The organism is Aeromonas salmonicida subsp. salmonicida, from assembly GCF_001643305.1.
Lineage (GTDB): Bacteria > Pseudomonadota > Gammaproteobacteria > Enterobacterales > Aeromonadaceae > Aeromonas > Aeromonas salmonicida.
The window spans coordinates 1-22212 of the sequence record NZ_LSGW01000071.1; the positions used below are offsets into that span (position 1 = coordinate 1).

The following is a 22212-nucleotide window of genomic DNA, read 5'->3' on the forward strand; positions in this document are numbered from 1 at the left end:
CGCCGCCACCCGTTAAGCGAGGCGGCCACCGCGCTGGCGGGTCTGCGCGCTGAGCTCGACCGGTTGCTGGTCACTGGCCGTTGTCTGACCGTCACACCCTACCAGCACGGGGTCGGCCAACAACAGGGGCAACAGTTCAGCCTGGCCGCCCCCAATGCGGTGGCCACCCTGGCCGCCAAGCTGCAGGATGGGGCCGATCCCCTCCTGCCCAGTGGGCAACTGCATGCCCTCGCCTGGCTGGTCACTGGTAACAGCGCCGAGGATCTGGCCAGGCAGCTGGCCGTCCTCTGCGCCCTGCTGCCACTGCCGGAGTGGTGCGCCACCCTGCGCCGCCTCACCGCCAACAATGACACCATGAGCCAACCCACGGCGGCCAAGGTGCCGCGCTGGCGCGCCGATGAGCCGCTGACTTGGGCACCACTGCGCCCAGCCCGCATGGCGCTGGGGGCAACGCTTGCCCAGCTCGAGAGCCTGGCCCGGGATAGCCAGACCCCGATCGCCAAGCTGCTGGGGCTGGCGACACGCCGCGCCGCTCGCCTGGCACAATTCGCCGAGACCTTGGCCCAGCTGGGCACGCTGACCGGCACGCTCTGGCACTGGCAAGGTCAGGGGGATGTGGCCAGCCTCGCCACCCAGCTCGGGCAGAGCACGCCACCCGACCACAGCCAGAGCATGACGGTCGCGGCCCTGCTGCTATCCCCTTCCCCGCTCACCTTCTGGCAGGAGTTAACCCCATGAGCCAAGCCATGCTGACCCTCGATGGTGAGCCCATCATCATGAAATCGATGCGGGTCTCCGCATCGATGCAGTTTCAGGACAAGGACCAGAGCGGCCAGACCAGCTCAACCAGCAGCGCCGAACAGGGCGCCAAGGCCAAGGAGCTCGATGTCTCCGGCCTCATCCCGTTCAAGGATGAACGCATGCTGAGTCGGCTGTTTGAGCTGGCCGATGCCAAGGGCGATGGCGGCAAGCGCCACGTCTACCGGGTCGGCTCGCTTTTGGCCAAGTCGGTGAAGGTGCGCCAGGCCAAGTTTGCTGGGCGCATCACTGCCAGCGAGCAAGAGGGGCTGCTGGCCTGGCAGGTGCAGTTCACCTTGAAGGAGTTCAACTCGGTACCGGAGAAGCGCGAACAGCGCCTGCCAAAGACGGCCCCAACCGTGGGCCAGGGCACCGATAACACCAGTGCCGCCAAAGGCGGTGGCAAAGGGGATGGCGAGCCGGACCTCAGCAGCTTCGAGCGCTATGTGCTCAAACCAATGGATGACGTGCTGGCATGAAACTCTCCACTTCCCTGACCCTCGCCGGCCAGCCGGTGCACCTGGTCGACCATGATCTGCTGCTGGACATCAACGCCGGCGGCCGCGCCGCCCTGACCATCGAAGGAACGGCCAGCAAAGGGCAGACCTTCACCCTGGACACCGGTTACAACGGCGATCTGCGCCGCTGGTTCACCGGTTATGTGTACGACGTGCAGCCCGCCGCCCAAGGCGCCAGCAAGCTGCTGTGCCGCGAGCTGGCCGGCGCCTTGGGCTCCCGGCTGCCGGTCAGCCAACAACACGCCACCCTGCGCGGCCTGCTGGCCTGGCTGACTGACCAGACCGGGCTGACCTTCCTGCTGCCCCAGGGCAGCGATTACACCGACCGGCCGATCCCGAACTTCACCAGCGCCGGCACCGGTTATCAGCTGCTCGACAACGCTGGCCGCGCCTTTGAGGTGCCTGACTTTGTCTGGTACCAGCAACCCGATGGTGCCATCTTTGTGGGCAGCCACGCCGACAGCCGCTGGCATGACAAGGAGGTCACGCTTGATCCCGCCTGGTCAGGCCGCCAGGCGGGCGACACTCTGACCCTGTCGCCGGTCCCGTCCATCCGGCCCGGCACCATCATCAACGGCAAGCGGGTGATGCGGGTGCGGCTCAAGGGTGACGAAATGACCCTGACCACGGCCACCCCGGGCAAGGTCACCAAGTCACCAGAGCGGCGCAAGATAGAAGGGGAGTTCCCGGAGCTGGCCGACAAGATGCACCTGCCCAAGTTCGGGCGGGTCGAGGCCATCAGCGACCAGGCCAGCGCCGGCCAGCTCAATGACCCCTTTCGCCCCCGCTATGCGGTGGACGTGCAACTGCTGGGCGAAGATTGCCAGCCGGACAAGGCCGCCCCGCTTTATCGGGCCGTGCCGCTGCCGGTGCAGTTCGGCGGGCAGGAGCAAGGGCTGCTGCAGTGTCCCCTCGAGGGGACACTGGTTGAGCTGGGGTTTGCCTTTGGGCGGGCCGACCGGCCCTTTATCCGTACCGTGCTCGGCAGTGGCTGGGCCCTGCCGGACATCGCCCCGGGCGAGCAACTGCAGCAACAACGGGCCGAGGTGTTCAGCCGTACCGATACCGTGGGCAACCTCTGCCGCCATACCGACCGGCGCCTGTATGACCAAGCCCTGCAGATGCACCACCAGAGTGACGACTACCTGGGGGAACATGGCCAGCATCGGCAGCAGGTGGCTCAGCACAGCATCGAGGAGGTTGGCGGGTTCAAGCTCATCGAAGCGCTGGGCGCCATCGAGCTGTTGGCCGGGGATGATCTCACCCTGGGGAGCCTAGGCAACATGAGCCAGACCACGGCGGGGGATCTGGTCGAGGTGGTGGGTCAGCTGCGCCGGGCGGTTGCCGGCGAGCTGCAACACCTGGAGGCGCCCCGTTCGTGGATGGGAACCGACAGCGTGAACATCTTCCGGCTAGTGGTGCATCTGATGAACGTGGTGGAGCAGCTGGCCGCAGCGACCGCCAGCCATACCCACGGCAACGGGCCAGCCCCCGGTAACAGCGGGGCCATAACGGGACATGGCCAACAGGCCAAGCAGTTGGCAAGCCAGCTCACCCCCATCATCGAGTAAAACGAAGGGCCTCTAAGGCCCTTACTCATTTTTGCTCAAACATCTCTTTGTTAAGCTTCTCTTTCAGTGCTTCCAGAGAGAGCTTGTCGAAAGCCTGATCCAGTTTCATTAGCCCTTGCGCACCACAATTTTGGGAGTAGAGGTCCTTGCCAAAACGCCAGCTCGTCTGTTTGACGTAACACTGCTCCCATCCCAAACGCTCAATACTCGACATACTGATTTTTTGCGTCAGCAGTCCCAGAACAGCAGCAACAATAATCAGAGAAATGACAACGATCCCCCGTCGCTTAACAGCCGTTGAAGAAAGGTCTGGCTCAGGTATGGCAATGGAAAACATCAATCTCCCACCGGCATACAGCATGAAGGGGGTCGAAAGTAAGCCAATGAAGATTGCAAACCAGCCTCGCCAGTCATTCATTCGCAACGGATCTGCAGGTGTCAGTGCAAGCAGATCCAAGAATTCAGAACCAAATACCATGGCCATCCAAACGCCACCGGTCCCGAGTAACGCGACCACCAATCCACTGGCCCGCATCTGCCATGAGACATGCACCTTTGTCATTCAAATTTCGCCTTAACCGCTTGTTTCATCATCTCAGAGAGCTCTGCTTCTTCGTCGGCAAAGTCGATAAGTTTACCAGCAACAATCGTTGCCAAAGCAAATACTGTCCCAGTTAACAGTATCCCAGGCCCAAAGACTGTAGCTACAACACCTGCTGCAATGATGCCTACACCATTGGCAAGCGTACCTTTAACAAGATCGACACCTACATTACTGAAAAGGTCGACCATCGTGACTTCATCTTTCAAGATGTAATCAATAACGTTGATAGATACAGAAAAGACAAAATCAGCCAAGAACCCCATCTTTACCAAGTGGGTATTTGCCTTTGCACCTATACCCAACCTAAGAATCTTGGGATTGCTGGCCTTCCAGATATTACCTGGGATCGTTTTGTGAACCTGCTTGTAGTTCTTGATGATCGTATAGGGCTCGCCGTTGATAACTTTGGTGTAAGCAATTACCCCCATACCACCTAATGCTTTAGCGGTAGATTGAGCGAGCCGAATTCGTTCCCCTGCATCTTTGATAGATTTTGCATCCCCCAAGTTGCCTTTGGCGTTGAGCTCCTTCCAAAGCTCCTGGAGCTCTTCAAATGTCAGCACAGCAACGGTTTGTGCCGCCTGTGTATAAACGACATCAAGGTACTCACCAGTCAGGGGGTTATAAGGAGGCCAAAAACCGGGTGATGATGCGGGAATTTCCACTGGGCTAGGGGCTGGAGCAATCGCAGCTGCACGGGCAGATGGAGCTCCATCGCCAACCGTGACAGTTCCCCCACCAATGATTACACCACCACAAGAAACCCCCTTCCCTGTGAACGCGAGTGGCTGACCATTAACAAAGACGGTTGAAGAGCCCGCAGCGATAAACCTGGGATGTGGTGGGTTATTGGGTTTGTCATGAGGTTCAAGCGGATCACCGAGTCGAGCAGCAGGAAGACCATCAATAAATACATCTGACGAGCCGGAGATAATCTTGGTCGGTGGAAACCCGTCATGGTCGGTTCCAATATCTCCGACCTTAGCCGCATTACCCATAGCGTGTCCCCATTCTGTGATTCAAGAACGGAACACTGTAAGGAGCCACTAGAAGCTTGGTCAAAGTTCTAAACCGAAAGTTAAGAACCGAGTCCCAAAATGAACAACCATACGACAAGGGGTGACCGAACGGCCAAGGCTGCCTGACAGCCCGAAGATGGCCAGGGAAAGGCGCCGCATCCATAGAGCCATCAGGCAGCGTTGCATCATACGTGAAGCCTGAGCGCGCTCACAGCCTCACCATGCAGGCTGGCGACGCCCACCGCCGCATCTGCGTCACGGAAACCGCGCTCTTCCGCTCCCGCCTGCGCGCCGCACCAATAAAATTTTTTGCAAAAGTGGATTACCGCAAAACCATAGGCCCAGACCGCGCCAGATAAAGGATCTCGGGCGAGGTGAAGATCTGAAAGGATCGAAAGAAATTGCAGGGTTTTACAGTTTGAAAGGGGTCTGACTAGCGGTGTCGAAAACGTAAGTTGTTGAATGTATTGGGAAGGACGTACTTTTCGTGGGGATTTGAATAATCAGGAAGGATCCGGTTTGCCGCGTGGGAACAGCTGGAAGGCGTTTTGTTTCAACCGGTTAGGTGTGATGAAGGCCGATTTGATAACTGAAATTTTGAAAGGGCGATGCGACCTTGGTGCGCTGGCTGGCCTGCCCCACGGAAAATAGGTTTTCTGTGAAATGTGTCCGGTCACACAAGATGAGAACCACAACGAGACGGACTCGGGCATGAGCCGATCACCAAAACATTAATGTACTCTTTATGTACTCTCGGCCATTTTCAGGGGCCAGAAAAACTTAAGGCCACCCGCTTGGGTGGCCTTAAGTCATTGAATTAGTTGATGGTGCCCGGGGTCGGACTCGAACCGACACGATTATTCATCGGCGGATTTTGAATCCGCTGCGTCTACCGATTTCGCCACCCGGGCAACTGCGAGGGATTATACGAATGGCGCGATGCCATGCAAGGTGTTTTTCTTGTGCACGCTCTCGTTTGCTCATTTATTCAACGCCTTGCCGATACAAGGTCAGTTACATAGAATGCCCGCATCATATTAATGGAATAAAAACGATGGCCAAGCGTACACCCGTCTCACCAAAACCTGTCTCTACCGCTACCCCTCACTACCCGTCGGCTGGTCTGCTACGCCGCCTCGGCGCTCTGCTCTATGACTATCTTGTGGTCATCTCTTTGCTGATCATCGCAGGCTTTGTCGGTATGGGGGTAGCGCATCTGCTGCTGGCAACCGGCGCAGCTACCATTCCGGAAGGCAAAGACGCTTCCTGGCTGCTGACCAGTCCGATCTACAGCGCCTGGCTCGCCCTCATCATCTGCGGTTTCTACACCTGGTTCTGGACCCGTGCCGGTCAGACCATAGGCATGCGCGCCTGGCGACTGCGCATTCAGAATGCGGATGGCAGCAATATTCGCATCACCCAGGCCCTGATCCGGCTGGCGACGGCGGCATTCGGCCTTGGCAACCTGATGTGTCTGTTCAACCGCAAGGCACCCCGCGCCTTTCAGGACATCTGGTCCGAGTGCGAAGTGGTGGTGTTGAGCAAGCAGGAGAATCTGGAGCAGCTGAACAAGTGATCTGGCGAGCAGGGTATGAATAACAAGAAGGGCACCCAGTGGGTGCCCTTCTTGTTTGGTCTATGCAGGCCGCTACTGTTTGCGGCTCAAGATATAGAAGGAGATACCGCCAAACAACAGACTGGGGGCAATGGCGGCCAGGATCGGCGGCACTGCGTACACCAGACTGATGGGCCCGAACACACGATCGCTCACATAGACGGCGAAGCCGGTCATGATCCCCATCAGCATGCGGGCGCCCATGCTCACCGAGCGCAGCGGGCCGAAGATGAAGGAGGAGGCGAGCAGTATCATGGCCACCACGGAGAGCGGCGACAACAGCTTGCGCCACATCTCCAGCTTGTAACGCCCGGCGTCCTGCTTGTTGGCATCTAGATAGCCGATGTAGTCGAGCAGACCGGCCACCGGCAGGTTTTCGGGGTCGATACTCACCACACCGAGCTGCTTGGGCGTGAGCTCGGAGCTCCACTCCATCTGGGCCTGTGTCTCGCTCAGGATCTGCGCGGGATCGTCAAAACGGGTGATCTGGACCTGCTTGAGCAGCCAGTGATGCTGCTCAAACACGCCTTCGCGAGCCTGGAGTATATCGATCAGTTTACGCTCTGGCGTGAAGCGATAGAGGGTGATGCCGGTCAGTGCACCATCGTTGCGCACCCCGTTGATATTGACGAAGTTGTTGCCATCACGTGCCCAGACCCCATAAGCAGAAACAGTCAATCGCCCCTCTGACAGCGCACCAGCCTTGACGTCGTCTGCCATCCGCTTGGCGATGGGCGCCACATATTCACCCATCAATCCCACCAGTATCATCAAGGGGATCGCAGTCTTGAGCGCCGCCATCACGATACTGATCTTGGAGCGGCCCGCAGCCTGCATCACCACCAGCTCAGAGCTGGTCGCCAGCTGACCCAGCCCTATGAGTCCGCCCAGCAGGGCAGCCAGCGGGAAGAACTGAACCGCCTCCTTGGGCATGGAGAGCAGGACGTAATAGAGCGCATTGATCATGTCGTAGTTGCCTTCCCCGACCGACTTGAGCTGCTCCACATACTTGATGAGCGCAGCCAGCCCGACCAGGGTCAGTTCACACAACAGGATCGACATGAAAATGACCCTGCCGATATATCTATCGAGAATGCCAAACATCAGGCGAGATTCCTAAGTTGCAGTATCATGCTGATTTTCTGTTGAAATAGCGCCCTTTCACCCCGTTCCACCAACTGGTGCCCTGTAAGTTGAGCGGCAGGCCGATCAACAGCAGATAGACCAGGGGCACCAGGAACATACCCGGCCAATGGGGCAGGCGTCCGCTGTCGATGGCCGAGCGCGCCGCGCTGAGCAACAGGAAGTAGGAGAGATAGAGCAAGATGGCCGGCAGCAGCTTGGCATAACGGCCCTGACGGGGGTTGACCCGCGCCAGTGGCACCACCAGGAAGGTGAGCACCAGAATGGAGAGCGGCAACGAGATACGCCACTGCAGCTCGGCCATCATGCCGTTGTCCTGAGTCCCCAGCAGATCGACCGTCGGCCTGGCGGCCGCCTTGCGGTTGGAACGCTCCATCTCCTGCTGACGGATCACCAGACTGTACTCGTCAAATTCGGAGATCTGGAACTGCCTGGTGCTGAAGTGCCCCTCATAGCGAGAACCATCTTTCAGGGTCAACCATTGCAGGCCATTGCTGTCGAGGGTCACTACCCCTTCCGTCGCGACCACCACAGAGGGCGGCTTGCCATCATGGGAGCGTTGCAGCACGAAGATCTTCTGCAGCAGAGACGCCTTGTCATTCAACTCCTGGATGTAGGCAACGAGGCGCCCCTTGTCGAGCTCCATGAAGCGACCCGCCTGCAGGAAAGAGATACCCGGATCCGCCTTGAATTCATCGATCACCTGATACTCCCGCTCCTTGGCCTGGGGAGCTATCCAGCCGGTGTTGAAGGCCGCAACGGCGGCAGTCAACAGGGCCAGCACCATGGCGCAGCGCATCACGAAGCGGTGACTGAATCCCACCGCATGCAGCACCGTCATCTCACTTTCGGCATACAGGCGCCCGTGAGCAAACAAGATGGCTAAAAACAGGCTGATAGGCAGCATCAACAAGGCCATATTGGACAGGTTGAGCAGCAACAGGGTGGAAACCAGGCGTGTCGGTACCTCGCCATCGGCGGCATCGCCGATGATCTTGATAAATTGTTGGCTGACAAAGATAAGCAGCAATACGAATAACACTGCCAGCTGCGTTTTCAGGGTTTCCCTGAACAAATATCGGAAAACGATCACAGTCATTCCCAAGTAAACTTGTGTTTTTAGTCGAATGCCTGAAAAATAGGGCCGTATATTGGATTTTTACCAGTTTGAACTGCGGAGCCTATGGCTGTTCGCTCCGCCTCTGATACCCCAACAAGCACCGCATTATTCAATAAAAGGTGCCTTTTGTCTTTAGGATGTAGGAGATTCCATGGAGTTCAGTGTAAAGAGTGGCAGTCCTGAGAAGCAACGCAGTGCTTGCGTCGTGGTCGGCGTATTCGAGCCCCGTCGTCTCTCTCCGGTTGCCGAACAACTGGACAAGATCAGCGATGGCTACATCAGCTCGCTGCTGCGCCGTGGCGACCTGGAAGGGAAACCAGGCCAGATGCTGTTGCTGCATCAAGTACCAGGCGTGCTCAGTGAGCGCGTGCTGCTGGTCGGTTGTGGCAAGGAGCGGGAACTCGACGAACGCCAGTACAAGCAGATCATCAACAAGACCATCACCACCCTGAACGAGACCGGCTCCATGGAGGCTGTATGCTTCCTGACCGAGTTGCACGTCAAGGGGCGGGATACCTATTGGAAGGTGCGTCAGGCGGTAGAAACCACCAAGGCGGGCCTCTACAACTTTGATCAGTTCAAGACCAACAAAGCCGAGCCGCGCCGTCCGCTGCGCAAGCTGGTATTCAATGTGCCGACGCGTCGGGAACTGACCATTGGTGAAAAAGCCATCGCCCACGGTCTGGCCGTGGCGAAAGGAGTCCGAGTCTGCCGCGACGTGGCCAACATGCCGCCCAACGTCTGCAATCCGGCCTATCTGGCCTCCCAGGCCCGCCGTCTGGCCGACTCTTTCGACAATATCACCACCAAGGTGATCGGCGAGCAGGAGATGGCCGAGCTCGGCATGAACTCCTATCTGGCGGTAGCCCGTGGCTCCGAGAATGAAGCCATGATGGCCATCATCGAATACAAGGGCAACGCCGATGCCAAGCCCATAGTGCTGGTCGGCAAGGGTCTGACCTTCGATTCGGGCGGCATCTCCATCAAGCCGGCCGAAGGCATGGACGAGATGAAGTACGACATGGGTGGCGCCGCCTCCGTGCTCGGTACCATGCATGCCTTGGCACAGTTGCAGCTGCCCATCAACGTCATCGGCGTGCTGGCGGGTTGTGAAAACATGCCGGGTGGCAACGCCTATCGCCCGGGTGACATCCTCACCTCCATGTCCGGCCAGACCATTGAAGTGCTGAACACGGATGCGGAAGGCCGTCTGGTGCTGTGCGATGCGCTCACCTATGTGGACCGTTACGATCCCGAGACCGTCATCGACGTGGCGACCCTGACCGGGGCCTGCATCATAGCGCTGGGTCACCACACCACGGGTCTGCTGGCCAACCACAACCCGCTGGCCCACGAGCTGCTCAACGCCTCCGAACAGGCTGGCGATCGCGCATGGCGCCTGCCGCTGTTCGACGAGTATCAGGAACAGCTGGAGAGCCCGTTTGCCGACATGGCCAACATAGGCGGGCGTCCGGCCGGTACCATTACCGCTGCAGCCTTCCTGTCACGCTTCACCAAGAAGTACAACTGGGCCCACCTGGATATCGCCGGGACTGCCTGGAAGAGTGGCAAGGATAAAGGCTCCACCGGTCGTCCGGTTCCCCTGCTGACCCAGTTCCTGCTCAACCGGGCAGGCGTGGATATCGAAGAAAAAGAGTAACTCCCCTGCCCCTTTCGATGAATGCATCGGAAGCCCGGGAGTTGCCCAGTACCACAAGGAAGAGGCCCGCCTCTTCCTTGTTTCATTCTTGTATCAGTGAGCAGCAGGCGGGAAAACTCCCTGTCAGCCTCTTCGGCGGTCAATAGTCCGTCACCGCAAAACGGGATCAACCTGATGAGCCAAGTGACTTTTTACCTGATGAACGAACAGGATGACGCACAGGCCAGCGCCGTCGAACGGCTCGCCTGCCAACTGGCGGCCGAGTCGTGGGGCGCAGGCCACCTCTACCTGTTTTGCGACGATGAGGCCCAGGCCCTGCGCCTGGACGAGTTGTTGTGGCAACTGCCACCGGAGCGTTTCGTGCCGCACCAGTTGCAAGGCGAGAGCGGTCAGGCGCCGGTGGAGATAGGCCATCAGCCGCCGAAACGGCGCTACGCCCGCCTCATCAATCTGGCCAGAGAGACACCTTTGTTTGCAGGACACTTCGCTCAAGTGGTAGATTTTGTCCCCACTGACGAAACGCAAAAGCAGCAAGCCCGCGAGCGCTACAAGCACTATCGCCAGGCAGGCCATGCCCTCGAGATGAGGGATCAGCCCGTCCTTGCCGCACCGGATCCGGCGCAGCCCTGACTGCACCACCCTCGATCCACGACGAATCAACACCAGACTCCATCCATCCAGATTACGGCGAGACCATGGAAAAGACTTTTAATCACAACGCCATCGAACAGGCGCTCTATCAGCATTGGGAAGCCCAGGGTTACTTCAAGCCCCACGGCGACACCAGCAAAGACTCCTTCTGCATCATGATCCCGCCGCCGAACGTCACCGGCAGCCTGCACATGGGTCACGCCTTCCAGCAAACCCTGATGGATACCCTGATCCGCTACAACCGCATGCAGGGCAAGAACACCCTGTGGCAGGCAGGCACCGACCACGCCGGTATCGCCACCCAGATGGTGGTTGAGCGCAAGATCGCCGCCGAAGAGGGCAAGACCCGTCACGACTACGGCCGTGATGCCTTCATCGACAAGATCTGGCAGTGGAAGGAAGAGTCCGGTGGCACCATCACCCGCCAGATGCGTCGCCTCGGCGACTCCGTGGACTGGGAGCGCGAGCGCTTCACCATGGATGAGGGTCTCTCGAGCGCCGTGCAGGAAGTGTTTGTCCGTCTCTACGAAGATGGCCTCATGTACCGCGGCAAGCGCCTGGTGAACTGGGATCCCAAGCTCAACACCGCCATCTCCGATCTGGAAGTGGAAAACCGCGAGATCAAGGGCCACATGTGGCACCTGCGCTATCCGCTGGCCAACGGCGCCAAGACCGCCGAGGGTCAGGATCACCTGATCGTCGCCACCACCCGTCCGGAGACCATGCTGGGCGATACCGCCGTGGCAGTAAACCCGGAAGACCCGCGCTACAAGGCGCTGATCGGCCAGCATATACTGCTGCCACTGGTGAACCGTCTGATCCCCATCGTTGCCGACGAACACGCCGACATGGAGAAGGGCACCGGCTGCGTGAAGATCACTCCGGCCCACGACTTCAACGATAACGAAGTGGGTAAGCGCCACAACCTGCCGATGATCAACATCTTCACCCTGGACGCCCACGTGCGCGCCGAGGCCGAAGTGGTCGACACCAACGGCAACCCCAGCACTGCCTACGACGCCGCCCTGCCGAGCGAGTTCGCCGGTATGGAGCGCTTCGCCGCCCGCAAGGCCATTGTGGCCAAGCTGGACGAGCTGGGCCTGTTGGCTGAAATCAAGGATCACGTGCTGCAGCAGCCTTACGGCGATCGCGGTGGCGTGCCCATCGAGCCGATGCTGACCGACCAGTGGTACGTGCGCGTGGCGCCGATGGCCAAGACCGCCATCGAAGCGGTGGAAGATGGCCGCATCCAGTTCGTACCCAAGCAGTACGAGAACATGTACTTCTCCTGGATGCGCGACATTCAGGACTGGTGCGTCTCCCGTCAGCTGTGGTGGGGTCACCGTATCCCGGCCTGGTATGACGACGCCGGCAACGTCTACGTGGGCCGTGACGAGGCAGAAGTGCGTGCCAAGCACAGCATACCGTCCGTGACCACACTGCGTCAGGACGAAGACGTGCTCGACACCTGGTTCAGCTCCGCCCTGTGGACCTTCTCCACCCTGGGCTGGCCGAACAACACCGAAGCGCTCAAGACCTTCCACCCGACCGACGTGCTGATGAGCGGCTTCGACATCATCTTCTTCTGGATCGCCCGGATGATCATGATGACCATGCACTTCATCAAGGACGAAAACGGCCAGCCGCAAGTCCCGTTCAAGACCGTCTACATCACGGGCCTTATCCGTGACGAAGAAGGCCAGAAGATGTCCAAGTCCAAGGGCAACGTGCTGGATCCCCTCGACATGATCGACGGCATCTCGCTGGAAGACCTGATGGAAAAGCGCACCGGCAACATGATGCAGCCGCAGATGGCCGAGAAGATCGGCAAGCGTACCGCCAAGCAGTTCCCGGAAGGGATCGAGGCTCACGGCACCGACGCCCTGCGCTTCACTCTGGCCGCGCTGGCCTCTACCGGTCGTGACATCAACTGGGACATGAAGCGCCTGGACGGTTACAACAACTTCTGCAACAAGCTGTGGAACGCCTCCCGCTACGTGCTGATGAACACCGAAGATCAGGATTGCGGTTTCTCTTCACAAGGCAATGGCGGCGAAATGCAGTTCAGTCTGGCGGATCGCTGGATCCAGTCCCAGCTGCAGGTCGCCATCCGCGACTTCCGCACCGCGCTGGACACCTACCGCTTCGACATCGCGGCTGGCGTGCTGTACGAATTTATCTGGAACCAGTTCTGCGACTGGTATCTGGAGCTGACCAAGCCGGTACTGGGCAAAGGCTCCGAGGCCGAGCAGCGTGCCACCCGTCACACCTTGGTAACTGTGCTGGAAACCCTGCTGCGTCTTGCGCACCCTATCATCCCCTTCATCACCGAGACCATCTGGAAATCGGTGGCCCCGCTTACCGGCGTGCACGCCGACACCATCATGCTGCAAGCCTTCCCGCAGTTCGATGCCGCCAAGGTAGACGACGCTGCGATGGCGGATCAGGAGTGGGTGAAGGAGTTTATCGTCGGCATTCGCAACATCCGCGCCGAGATGAACGTGGCGCCGAGCGTGGCCTTGAACGTGCTGCTCAAGTGCGATGCCAAGGACACCCAGCGCGCCGGTGACAACGAGGCCTTCCTCAAGTCCCTGGCCCGTCTGGAATCCATCCGCGTACTGGCGGACGGTGAAGTGGCTCCCTTGTCAGTGAAGAAGCTGATCGGTGCCACCGAGCTGATGATCCCCATGGCTGGTCTCATCGACAAGGATGCCGAACTGGCCCGTCTGGCCAAAGAAGTGGCCAAGCTGGTCGGCGAGTGCGCCCGTATCGAAGGCAAGCTCGGCAACGAAGCCTTCGTGGCCAAGGCGCCGGAAGCCGTCATCACCAAGGAGCGCGAGAAGCTGGAAGAGTACCGTGCCCAGCTGGTGACGCTCGAGACCCAGCAGGCCGAAATCGCCGCCCTGTAAGCCGATTGCTGTCCTGAAAAAGCCCCCTTTTACAGGGGGCTTTTGTTTATCTGTCCCCATCCCCGCTGGTTTACTCACACTTTCATACAAATTTAGCGAGCCAAATCACCTGCTTTCACAAGCGCATTTCCCCCAAATTCATTACACTGCCAGCGATCTTTTCTACCAGGAGTGCTGTGGCAGTATGGAAATATTGATCCTGTTTGGATTGATTTTGCTCAATGGCGTCTTTGCCATGTCGGAAATCGCCATTGTTACCGCACGCAAGGCCCGCCTTGGCAAGATGGCGAGCGAAGGGAATCGTTCTGCTGCCATTGCCCTCAGGCTGAGCGAAGATCCGACCAACTTCCTCTCCGCCGTCCAGATAGGCATCACCAGCATAGGTCTGCTCAACGGTATCTACGGCGAGTCCCTGCTGGCCCAACCGCTAGCGCTCTGGCTGCAGGATTGGGGCATGGCCGCCAAGAGCAGTAGCATGCTTGCGACCGTGCTGGTGATCGTCATCGTCACCTACCTCTCCATCGTTGTCGGTGAACTGGTGCCCAAACGCCTCGGTCAGCTCAATGCCGAACGCCTCGCCTGTCTGGTAGCTCGCCCCATGATGTGGCTGGCTGCCATCACGCGCCCCTTTGTCTGGCTGCTGTCGGCCTCCACCAACGCCAGCCTACGTATTCTCAAGGCCAAGCAGGATAGTGGTGCCAACGTGACCCAGGAGGAGATCCACGCCATGCTGGCGGAGGGTTCGGAAGCCGGGGTCATCGAAGATCATGAACACACTATGCTGCGCAACGTGTTTCGTCTCGACGAACGCAGCCTGGCCTCCCTGATGGTGCCGCGCAGCGACATCCGTTATCTGGATCTCGCGCTGCCACTGGAGGTGAATCTGCAGCGACTGGTGGAGTATCGCCACAGCTTCTTCCCTGTCTGTGATGGCAGCCTTTCCGATCTGGTTGGCATCATCAACGTCAGCAAGGTGCTGCACGCCTACATCAAGGGGGAGCCCATCGATCTGGCGGCCCTGACCCAGGATGGCAGCCTGTTGCCGGAGACCCTCAACGGACTCGAGCTGCTCAACCATTTTCGCACCCACGCCGAGCACATGGTGCTGGTGGTGGACGAATATGGCGAGTTGCAGGGGCTGGTCACTCAGCAGGATCTGCTGGAGACGCTGGCTGGCGATTTTCAACAGGAAGACAGCGAGGATAACTGGGCATTCCAGCGAGCCGATGGCAGCTGGCTGCTGGACGGCCTCATTCCCCTGCCGGAGTTGAAGGACTGCCTCGGACTGGTTCGACTACCGGAAGAAGAAAAACATCACTACCACACCCTCGGAGGGCTTATTATGCTGCTCCTTGGCCGTGTTCCCAGGACCGGAGATCTGGTCACCCTGGAACAGTGGCAACTGGAAATTGTTGACATGGATGGTCTGCGCATCGACAAGGTGCTCGCCATGCCTTTGCTCGATCAACCCAGCTAACCTGCGGAGTTTGCAAGAATGGAGCAGTTTTACCAACTGGCTCACGCCTTTATGCATCAGGATCTGGTGACCTTGTCCGATCCCAAGATGGCCTTTATGGTCTGTGGCGTGTTATTGACTTTTCTAGTGCTGGAGAATGGCTTCATCCCCACCGCCTTCTTGCCCGGTGATAGCCTGCTGATCCTGACGGGAGTACTCATCTATCAGGATGTGCTCTCCCTCAGCATAGTGCCGCTACTTATCCTGGCTACCTTCGTCGGTACCTGGCTGGGCTATATGCAGGGTCGCTTCCTCGGCCACACCAAGATGTACCATCGCCTCTTGTCTCATGTTGAAGACAGGCACAAGGAGAAGGTCTTCTATCTGCTGGACAAGTACGGCATCCTGACCCTGATCACCGCCCGCTATATTGCTTTCGTACGCACTGCCTATCCCTATATCGTCGGGGCGACCGAGATCCCCCAGGGGCGCTTTCTCATCGTCAATCTGATCAGCTCCATCATGTGGATCTGCCCGCTGGTCGGGCTGGGTTACTACCTGAGCCACACCAAGCTCGCCGCCCAGTATGAGTCACAGTTTCTCAGCATCATTCTCTACTTGCCGCTGGTGCTCTTGCTGGGGGGCATTGTCGCCCTGCTCTGGCGCTGGCTGAGTAAACGCAAAGCCGTTCTCCCACGAGAGTGAGTCAAATACCAAGGGCCATCGCAAGATGGCCCTTTTTTTACCAAAATAGTGGTGAATTCCCACGGGCACCCTTGTAAAACCAGAGTAAAAATGCGTGAATCTAGCGCCTTTTTTCGATGTAAACGGAGTCGGTAGTATGCGGTGTCGGGTTAGCGCAATGGCGCTGGTATATGCATTGGTTGGACTGCTGGGTTTGCCAGCAGCATTGGCTGCCCCCAACCCGGCCAAACTGCAACTGCGATCGAGCAGTGCCCTTGTAGTGGACGTCAACACGGGCAAGACTCTGTATCAGAAGAACGCCACCCGGGTTCGGCCGATCGCCTCGCTGACCAAGCTGATGACGGCGCTGGTGGTACTGGAGGGGCGACAGAGCCTCAACCAGACCCTGAGCATAGATCAGAATGACAGGGACAACGTCAAGCACACCTATTCACGCATCCGTTTCGGCACCAAGGTGACACGCCGTGATGCCCTGCATTTGACCTTGATGTCCTCCGAAAACCGCATGGCTTCGGCCCTGGCACGCCACTATCCCGGCGGCCGCCAGGCCTTCATCCGCGCCATGAACAACAAAGCCAGGCAGCTTGGCATGCGCAACAGCCGCTTCCATGACTCCACCGGCCTGTCGACGCGCAACGTCTCCACCGCCCAGGATCTGGCCAAACTCATCTCCGCCGCCTATCGCCAGCCGCTGATCCGCCAGTTCACTCAGGATACAAACCGGGATATGCGCTTCAACACCCCCGCCTATCGCCTGATGTTCAACAACACCAACCCGCTGGTGAAGAACCCTGACTGGGGTGTGCGCCTCTCCAAAACGGGCTTCACCGATGAGGCAGGCCGCTGTCTGGTGATGCGCGCCAAACCCGACAGCCGTGAGCTGGCCATAGTACTGCTCAACTCTGTGGGCAAGCGCACCCCCATCGGCGATGCCAACCGCATTCGTAAATGGCTGAAAAGCTGAGTCTCTGAACAGATATGGGAAAAAGGATGCTGCGGCATCCTTTTTTATTGCCCGCAGCTCTACGGGTCTCGTCACGTCGAGCCTGCCACGCTTGCCCATCGGCTTGGCTCATCCCGCTATTTGGCAGAGGAGCGCAGAATGGCGCTATGGTGCAAAGTATTGAGGGGGATCAGCAGGACGAAGTGAACGCAAGGGTGAGGCCGGGTGGAACCCCATAGATGAGGGGAGAGAAAGGGGACGATTGGTCATGTTGCCAGGCATCAGGGGCTGTCTGGCCAGATCCGGCACATAAAAAAACAGCCCCGACCTAAGTCGAGGCTGTCTATATGGTGCGCCCGGGAGGATTCGAACCTCCGACCACCTGGTTCGTAGCCAGGTACTCTATCCAGCTGAGCTACGGGCGCTCATCAACTTTTGGTACTGCTCAAAATGGTGCGCCCGGGAGGATTCGAACCTCCGACCACCTGGTTCGTAGCCAGGTACTCTATCCAGCTGAGCTACGGGCGCTCACAAACTTTTGTGTACTGCTCAAAATGGTGCGCCCGGGAGGATTCGAACCTCCGACCACCTGGTTCGTAGCCAGGTACTCTATCCAGCTGAGCTACGGGCGCAAATGGCGGAGAAGGGGGGATTCGAACCCCCGATGCGGGTATAAGCCGCATACTCCCTTAGCAGGGGAGCGCCTTCAGCCTCTCGGCCACCTCTCCGTTTGCGGGGCTGATAATACTTCACAGGGATTTTTAGTCAAACACTTTTTTGGAGAAAAAAGCGTGTTCGCTCAGCATTTGGACAAAGCGTGGAATATTCAAACAATATCGGCACTTACCCCGCAGTTTAGTGCCTTGCAGGGCCATTTCAGACGCGCAAAAAAACAAAAGGTGACACAATCAGTGTCGCCTTAAAGCAGCTATCGATGCGGCTTAGAAATTCGGTTGGCCCGGCACTTTCTCGGCCTGTATCCGCATGTAGATCTCTTCACGGTGTACGGAGACCTCTTTCGGTGCGTTAACACCGATACGAACCTGATTGCCTTTAACGCCCAGTACGGTGACAGTCACTTCGTCACCAATCATCAGGGTTTCCCCTACACGACGAGTCAAAATAAGCATTCGCTTGCTCCTGTATCCTGTTTTGTATTTATATCGATATGCGACATTATCTTACAAAGATACCGATATGGTAAATGGTTGAAACTAAATCAATCAGGGATTGTTCCCCAAGGGCTGCTCATGAGGCTCATTATCCAGCCCGAAAGCGGCGTGCAAGGCTCGCACGGCCAGCTCCAGGTACTTCTCGTCAATCACCACGGATATTTTGATTTCAGAGGTGGAAATCAACTGCATGTTGATCCCCTCCTCGCCCAATACCTTGAACATGGTGCGGGCGACACCGGGGTGGTTCCACATGCCGACACCGACAATGGACACCTTGGCTATCTCGCCGTTGCCCTGCACGCAGGCGGCCCCCAGTTCACTGGCGGTCTCCTCCAGCAAGGCGCGCGCCCGGCGATAGTCATCGCGATTCACCGTAAAGGTGAAGTCTGCTGTGCCATCCCCCAGCGTGTTCTGCACTATCATGTCGACATCAATGTTGGCGTCGCTGATCGGATTCAGGATCTGCGCCGCAACTGTGGGCCTGTCCGGCACACCCAGAATGGTCAGACTGGCCTCGTTGCGATTGAAGGCTATCCCGGATACCAGGGGAGCTTCCATCCTCTCACCTCCATATGTGATTAAGGTTCCCTCTCCATCGACAAAGCTCGACAGCACCCGTAGTGGTACGCGGTACTTGCCCGCGAACTCCACCGAACGGATCTGCAGCACCTTGGCCCCCAGGCTCGCCATCTCCAGCATCTCCTCGAAGGTGATGGTGGAAAGACGACGGGCCTTGGGCTCGATGCGCGGATCCGTGGTATAGACCCCATCCACATCGGTAAAGATCTGGCATTCATCGGCTTTGATGGCCGCGGCTACCGCTACTGCCGTGGTATCCGAACCACCGCGCCCCAGGGTCGTGATGGCATTGTGCTCATCACGGCCCTGGAAACCGGCGATCACCACCACCTTGCCCGCCCCCAGTTCAGCCTGAACCTGTTCGGTGTCGATGTGGCTGATACGTGCCTTGCCATAGGCGGAGTCGGTATGAATGCGTACCTGATCGCCGGTCATAGAGACCGCAGCGCAACCGCGTTTGTTCAACGCGATCGCCAGCAGCGCTATGGTGACCTGCTCACCGGTGGAGACGAGCACATCCATCTCGCGCCGGTTGGCATCAGGATCCAGCCGCTGGGCCATACCCAGCAACCGGTTGGTTTCCCCCGACATGGCAGAGACCACTACCACCACGTCATGTCCCTGGGCGCGGGTCAGTTGAACCCGCTCAGCCACCGCCTCGATCCGCTCCAGCGTGCCGACCGAGGTGCCGCCGTACTTCTGTACATAGAGTGCCACAGATCACCTCGCCCTTTTACAGGCGCTCTTCCAGCCAGGAGTGAACGGATTGCAGTGCCGCAGGCACAGCTTCTGGCTGAGTGCCACCCGCCTGAGCCATGTCAGGACGACCACCACCCTTGCCACCCACCTGCTGGGCCACCAGATTGACCAGCTCACCGGCCTTGACCTTGCCGGTCAAATCACTGGTCACACCGGCGATCAGGTTGACCTTGTCATCGCTGCTGGTTGCCAACAGCACGACACCGGACTTCATCCGGTTTTTCAGCTCATCCAGCATGCCACGCAGTGACTTGGGATCCGCCCCTTCCAGCGCCGCTATCAGCACCTTCTGACCGTTGATCTCGATCACCTGGCTCAACAGGTCGCTACCAGCCTGGGCGGCCAGCTTGGCCTTGAGCTGCTCCAGCTCGCGCTCCATCATCTTGGACTTGTCCAGTATCTGGCGCACTTTATCGGCGATGGAGAACTGATCCCCCTTCACCAGAGCCGCTGCCTCTTCGATCTGCTCACCCATCTGGTGCATGAAATCGATGGCGCCCTTGCCGGTCACGGCTTCGATGCGACGCACACCGGCGGCAATGCCGCTCTCGGCGATGATCTTGAAGAAGCCGATGTCACCGGTACGCTTGGCGTGAGTACCGCCGCACAGCTCGGTGGAGTAGTCGCCCATGCGCACTACGCGCACGTCGTCTTCATATTTTTCACCAAACAGCGCCATGGCACCGGCCGACTTGGCCGCTTCCAGATCCATTACCTGGGTAGCGATGTCGTGGTTGGCACGGATCTGGGCATTGACCAGCTCCTCGACCCGACGAATGGTCGCCATGGTCAGTCCTTCGAAGTGGGAGAAATCGAAGCGCATGCGCTCGGCTCCCACCAGAGACCCTTTCTGAGTCACGTGATCCCCCAGCGCCTGGCGCAGGGCTGCGTGCAGCAGGTGAGTCACAGAGTGGTTCAGGGCCACAGCCTGACGACGCTCGCCATCGACAACGGCTTCGACCAGGGCGCCTTTCTCCAGGGTACCCAGCTCCAGATAACCCTTGTGGATGATGGCCTTGCCCGCTTTCTGGGTATCGGTCACGGCGAAGATGCCGTCATCTACCTTGAGCACGCCGCAATCACCCACCTGACCACCTGACTCGGCGTAGAAGGGAGTCTCGGCCAGTACCACTACGGCTTCTTCACCGGCGATGAGGCCATTCACTTCGACGCCATCCTTGTAGATGCCGACGACGCTGGTTTTCTGGCTCAGCTGCTTGTAACCGGTAAACGGGGTCTCGAAGTCGAGCTTGAGCACCTCGTTGTAGTTCACACCGAAGCTGGAGGCCTCTTTCGCGCGGGCACGCTGCTTCTCCATCTCGGCATTGAAGCCCTCTTCGTCGATGCCGATCTCGCGCTCGCGCACCACGTCGGCGGTCAGGTCAGCCGGGAAGCCGTAGGTGTCATACAGCTTGAACACCACCTCGCCAGGTATGACCTTGGCATCACCCAGATTGGCCAGCACGTCTTCCAGCAGCAGCAGGCCGCGATCCAGCGTACGGACGAACTGCTCTTCCTCAATGCGCAACACGCGCTTGACCAGCGGCAGCTGGGCGATCAGCTCGGCGCCCACGTCTTTCATCTGCACCGCCAGTTCGGCAGCCAGCTTGTAGAAGAAGACGTCGGTGGCACCCAGCTTGCGACCGTGACGCACGGCGCGACGGATAATGCGGCGCAGCACATAGCCACGACCTTCGTTGGACGGCATGACGCCGTCAGCGATCAGGAAGGCGCAGGAGCGGATGTGGTCGGCGATGACGCGCAGGGACTGATTGCTAAGATCGGTAGTGCCGACGATCTCGGCCGCTTTCTTGATCAGCGCCTGGAAGATGTCGATCTCGTAGTTGGAGTGCACGCCCTGCATGATGGCGGAGATACGCTCCAGACCCATGCCGGTATCCACGGACGGACGGGGCAGCGGTTCCATGGTGCCGTCAGCCTGACGGTTGAACTGCATGAACACCACGTTCCAGATCTCGATGAAACGGTCGCCATCTTCTTCCGGTGAGCCGGGAGGGCCACCCCAGATGTGATCGCCGTGGTCATAGAAGATCTCGGTGCAGGGGCCACACGGACCTGTATCACTCATCTGCCAGAAGTTATCGGAAGCAAAGGCTGCCCCCTTGTTGTCACCGATGCGCACTATGCGCTCGACCGGCACACCCACTTCATTTGCCCAGATATTGAAGGCTTCATCGTCCGTTTCATACACGGTTACCAGCAAGCGCTCTTTGGGCAGCTTTAGGGTCCCGGTCAGGAATTCCCAGGCAAAACGGATGGCGTCCTGCTTGAAGTAGTCACCGAAGCTGAAGTTGCCCAGCATTTCGAAGAAGGTGTGGTGACGAGCGGTATAGCCGACGTTTTCCAGGTCATTGTGTTTACCACCGGCACGGACACAACGCTGGGAAGTGGTTGCCCGATTGTAGGCACGCTTGTCTGCACCAAGGAACACATCCTTGAACTGGTTCATGCCTGCGTTGGTAAACAACAGGGTCGGGTCGTTATGCGGTACCAGCGAGCTGGAAGAGACAACCTGGTGCCCCTGGGAGCGGAAATACTCGAGAAACGCAGCGCGTATCTCTGACGTGGACATATACATGGAAAATCCTGCTTGATTCGAATACGGACTTTTAACCGCATTAATGTAAGTTTTCTGCGGGGTAAAGTAAAACGTGCCGGCCGGTCACGGGTGAAAAAGTGCGCATAAATGTGTGTTGGCAGGCAATGGGGGCAGACAAGCCGTTTTTGCAGAGAAAATACGGCCACACGCGGGGGAATATTCGTGGCAAAACGGGTCGGTGAGCCTACAGAAAAAAGTAACTCACCCTCAATACGCGGACGTGGGCCTGCAGTTGATCTGTGCACCGCCTAGTGGCTTGATGTGACGCGACCTGTGGCCTCATGGGCTGACTGGCGGTCACCCGGAACAATACAGGAACAAGGCCTGTATCGGGATAATGGCGCAATCAGCACGCCTGATTGCATGC

At 58.5% G+C, this 22212-nt stretch carries 17 protein-coding genes and 5 tRNA genes; 10 read left to right on the forward strand and 12 right to left on the reverse strand.

What is annotated here, in order from left to right; genetic code table 11:
* The 3 genes from AXW79_RS23780 to AXW79_RS13040 all read left to right on the forward strand — a co-directional run.
* Positions 1-738 (forward strand): hypothetical protein (locus AXW79_RS23780; RefSeq protein ID WP_043151485.1); only part of this gene is annotated, 738 nt, incomplete at its 5' end.
* The gene (locus tag AXW79_RS13035) at positions 735-1277 is read left to right on the forward strand and encodes a baseplate complex protein (protein WP_005321890.1); all 543 of its coding nucleotides are present in this window, start codon (positions 735-737) and stop codon (positions 1275-1277) included. The genes AXW79_RS23780 and AXW79_RS13035, both read left to right, overlap by 4 nt.
* Positions 1274-2887, forward strand: a complete 1614-nt coding sequence (locus AXW79_RS13040) for a hypothetical protein (RefSeq protein WP_011899150.1) — start codon at positions 1274-1276, stop codon at positions 2885-2887. Before AXW79_RS13035 ends, AXW79_RS13040 begins: the two co-directional genes overlap by 4 nt.
* Before the next feature lie 25 nt (positions 2888-2912).
* Here AXW79_RS13040 and AXW79_RS13045 read toward each other — a convergent pair whose 3' ends face one another.
* The 3 genes from AXW79_RS13045 to AXW79_RS13055 form a co-directional block, all read right to left on the reverse strand.
* A complete protein-coding gene (locus tag AXW79_RS13045; protein WP_011899149.1) occupies positions 2913-3449 on the reverse strand; it encodes a hypothetical protein in 537 nt (178 codons plus the stop codon).
* Positions 3446-4489, reverse strand: coding sequence for a type VI secretion system PAAR protein (locus tag AXW79_RS23785; protein WP_011899148.1), 1044 nt, complete (start codon positions 4487-4489; stop codon positions 3446-3448). Before AXW79_RS23785 ends, AXW79_RS13045 begins: the two co-directional genes overlap by 4 nt.
* Before the next feature lie 846 nt (positions 4490-5335).
* Positions 5336-5421: transfer RNA gene (locus AXW79_RS13055), tRNA-Leu, on the reverse strand.
* 143 nt (positions 5422-5564) lie between these two features.
* Here AXW79_RS13055 and AXW79_RS13060 point away from each other — a divergent pair.
* Positions 5565-6086, forward strand: coding sequence for an RDD family protein (locus AXW79_RS13060; RefSeq protein WP_005315730.1), 522 nt, complete (start codon positions 5565-5567; stop codon positions 6084-6086).
* Between the two features lie 72 nt (positions 6087-6158).
* Here AXW79_RS13060 and lptG read toward each other — a convergent pair whose 3' ends face one another.
* On the reverse strand, positions 6159-7229 hold the full coding sequence (gene lptG, locus AXW79_RS13065; RefSeq protein WP_005315733.1) for an LPS export ABC transporter permease LptG: 1071 nt from the start codon (positions 7227-7229) through the stop codon (positions 6159-6161).
* A gap of 25 nt (positions 7230-7254) precedes the next feature.
* Positions 7255-8367, reverse strand: a complete 1113-nt coding sequence (gene lptF, locus AXW79_RS13070; protein ID WP_011899147.1) for an LPS export ABC transporter permease LptF — start codon at positions 8365-8367, stop codon at positions 7255-7257.
* A gap of 172 nt (positions 8368-8539) precedes the next feature.
* On the opposite strand from lptF, the gene pepA reads away from it, so the two are divergent.
* The 6 genes from pepA to pbpG all read left to right on the forward strand — a co-directional run bounded on the left by pepA (position 8540) and on the right by pbpG (position 16733).
* On the forward strand, positions 8540-10048 hold the full coding sequence (gene pepA, locus AXW79_RS13075) for a leucyl aminopeptidase (protein ID WP_005315741.1): 1509 nt from the start codon (positions 8540-8542) through the stop codon (positions 10046-10048).
* A 174-nt stretch (positions 10049-10222) separates the two neighbouring features.
* Complete coding sequence (locus AXW79_RS13080) at positions 10223-10678, forward strand: DNA polymerase III subunit chi (protein ID WP_005315744.1); 456 nt, start codon at positions 10223-10225, stop codon at positions 10676-10678.
* Between the two features lie 65 nt (positions 10679-10743).
* Complete coding sequence (locus AXW79_RS13085; RefSeq protein ID WP_005315747.1) at positions 10744-13608, forward strand: valine--tRNA ligase; 2865 nt, start codon at positions 10744-10746, stop codon at positions 13606-13608.
* 184 nt (positions 13609-13792) lie between these two features.
* The gene (locus AXW79_RS13090) at positions 13793-15085 is read left to right on the forward strand and encodes a hemolysin family protein (protein ID WP_005315750.1); all 1293 of its coding nucleotides are present in this window, start codon (positions 13793-13795) and stop codon (positions 15083-15085) included.
* A gap of 18 nt (positions 15086-15103) precedes the next feature.
* Positions 15104-15769, forward strand: coding sequence for a DedA family protein (locus tag AXW79_RS13095; RefSeq protein WP_005315753.1), 666 nt, complete (start codon positions 15104-15106; stop codon positions 15767-15769).
* A gap of 136 nt (positions 15770-15905) precedes the next feature.
* On the forward strand, positions 15906-16733 hold the full coding sequence (gene pbpG / locus AXW79_RS13100; RefSeq protein ID WP_011899145.1) for a D-alanyl-D-alanine endopeptidase: 828 nt from the start codon (positions 15906-15908) through the stop codon (positions 16731-16733).
* A 327-nt stretch (positions 16734-17060) separates the two neighbouring features.
* On the opposite strand, the gene AXW79_RS13105 is transcribed toward pbpG, so the two are convergent.
* The 7 genes from AXW79_RS13105 to alaS form a co-directional block, all read right to left on the reverse strand.
* A tRNA-Arg gene (locus AXW79_RS13105) sits at positions 17061-17137 on the reverse strand.
* 26 nt (positions 17138-17163) lie between these two features.
* Positions 17164-17240: transfer RNA gene (locus AXW79_RS13110), tRNA-Arg, on the reverse strand.
* A gap of 27 nt (positions 17241-17267) precedes the next feature.
* A tRNA-Arg gene (locus AXW79_RS13115) sits at positions 17268-17344 on the reverse strand.
* 3 nt (positions 17345-17347) lie between these two features.
* Positions 17348-17440: transfer RNA gene (locus tag AXW79_RS13120), tRNA-Ser, on the reverse strand.
* Positions 17441-17653: 213 nt separating this feature from the next.
* The gene (gene csrA / locus AXW79_RS13125; protein WP_005315760.1) at positions 17654-17842 is read right to left on the reverse strand and encodes a carbon storage regulator CsrA; all 189 of its coding nucleotides are present in this window, start codon (positions 17840-17842) and stop codon (positions 17654-17656) included.
* 93 nt (positions 17843-17935) lie between these two features.
* Positions 17936-19183, reverse strand: a complete 1248-nt coding sequence (locus AXW79_RS13130; RefSeq protein ID WP_005315763.1) for an aspartate kinase — start codon at positions 19181-19183, stop codon at positions 17936-17938.
* 16 nt (positions 19184-19199) lie between these two features.
* Entirely contained in the window at positions 19200-21824 is a 2625-nt protein-coding gene (alaS, locus tag AXW79_RS13135; protein ID WP_005315766.1) for an alanine--tRNA ligase, read from the reverse strand.
* Between the last annotated feature and the right edge of the window lie 388 nt (positions 21825-22212).

Coding starts and splice junctions, on each gene's coding strand:
- AXW79_RS13035 (WP_005321890.1), top strand. CDS start 735: ATGAGCCAAGCCATGCTGACCCTCGATGGTGAGCCCATCATCATGAAA.
- AXW79_RS13040 (WP_011899150.1), top strand. CDS start 1,274: ATGAAACTCTCCACTTCCCTGACCCTCGCCGGCCAGCCGGTGCACCTG.
- AXW79_RS13045 (WP_011899149.1), bottom strand. CDS start 3,449: ATGACAAAGGTGCATGTCTCATGGCAGATGCGGGCCAGTGGATTGGTG.
- AXW79_RS23785 (WP_011899148.1), bottom strand. CDS start 4,489: ATGGGTAATGCGGCTAAGGTCGGAGATATTGGAACCGACCATGACGGG.
- AXW79_RS13060 (WP_005315730.1), top strand. CDS start 5,565: ATGGCCAAGCGTACACCCGTCTCACCAAAACCTGTCTCTACCGCTACC.
- lptG (WP_005315733.1), bottom strand. CDS start 7,229: ATGTTTGGCATTCTCGATAGATATATCGGCAGGGTCATTTTCATGTCG.
- lptF (WP_011899147.1), bottom strand. CDS start 8,367: ATGACTGTGATCGTTTTCCGATATTTGTTCAGGGAAACCCTGAAAACG.
- pepA (WP_005315741.1), top strand. CDS start 8,540: ATGGAGTTCAGTGTAAAGAGTGGCAGTCCTGAGAAGCAACGCAGTGCT.
- AXW79_RS13080 (WP_005315744.1), top strand. CDS start 10,223: ATGAGCCAAGTGACTTTTTACCTGATGAACGAACAGGATGACGCACAG.
- AXW79_RS13085 (WP_005315747.1), top strand. CDS start 10,744: ATGGAAAAGACTTTTAATCACAACGCCATCGAACAGGCGCTCTATCAG.
- AXW79_RS13090 (WP_005315750.1), top strand. CDS start 13,793: ATGGAAATATTGATCCTGTTTGGATTGATTTTGCTCAATGGCGTCTTT.
- AXW79_RS13095 (WP_005315753.1), top strand. CDS start 15,104: ATGGAGCAGTTTTACCAACTGGCTCACGCCTTTATGCATCAGGATCTG.
- pbpG (WP_011899145.1), top strand. CDS start 15,906: ATGCGGTGTCGGGTTAGCGCAATGGCGCTGGTATATGCATTGGTTGGA.
- csrA (WP_005315760.1), bottom strand. CDS start 17,842: ATGCTTATTTTGACTCGTCGTGTAGGGGAAACCCTGATGATTGGTGAC.
- alaS (WP_005315766.1), bottom strand. CDS start 21,824: ATGTATATGTCCACGTCAGAGATACGCGCTGCGTTTCTCGAGTATTTC.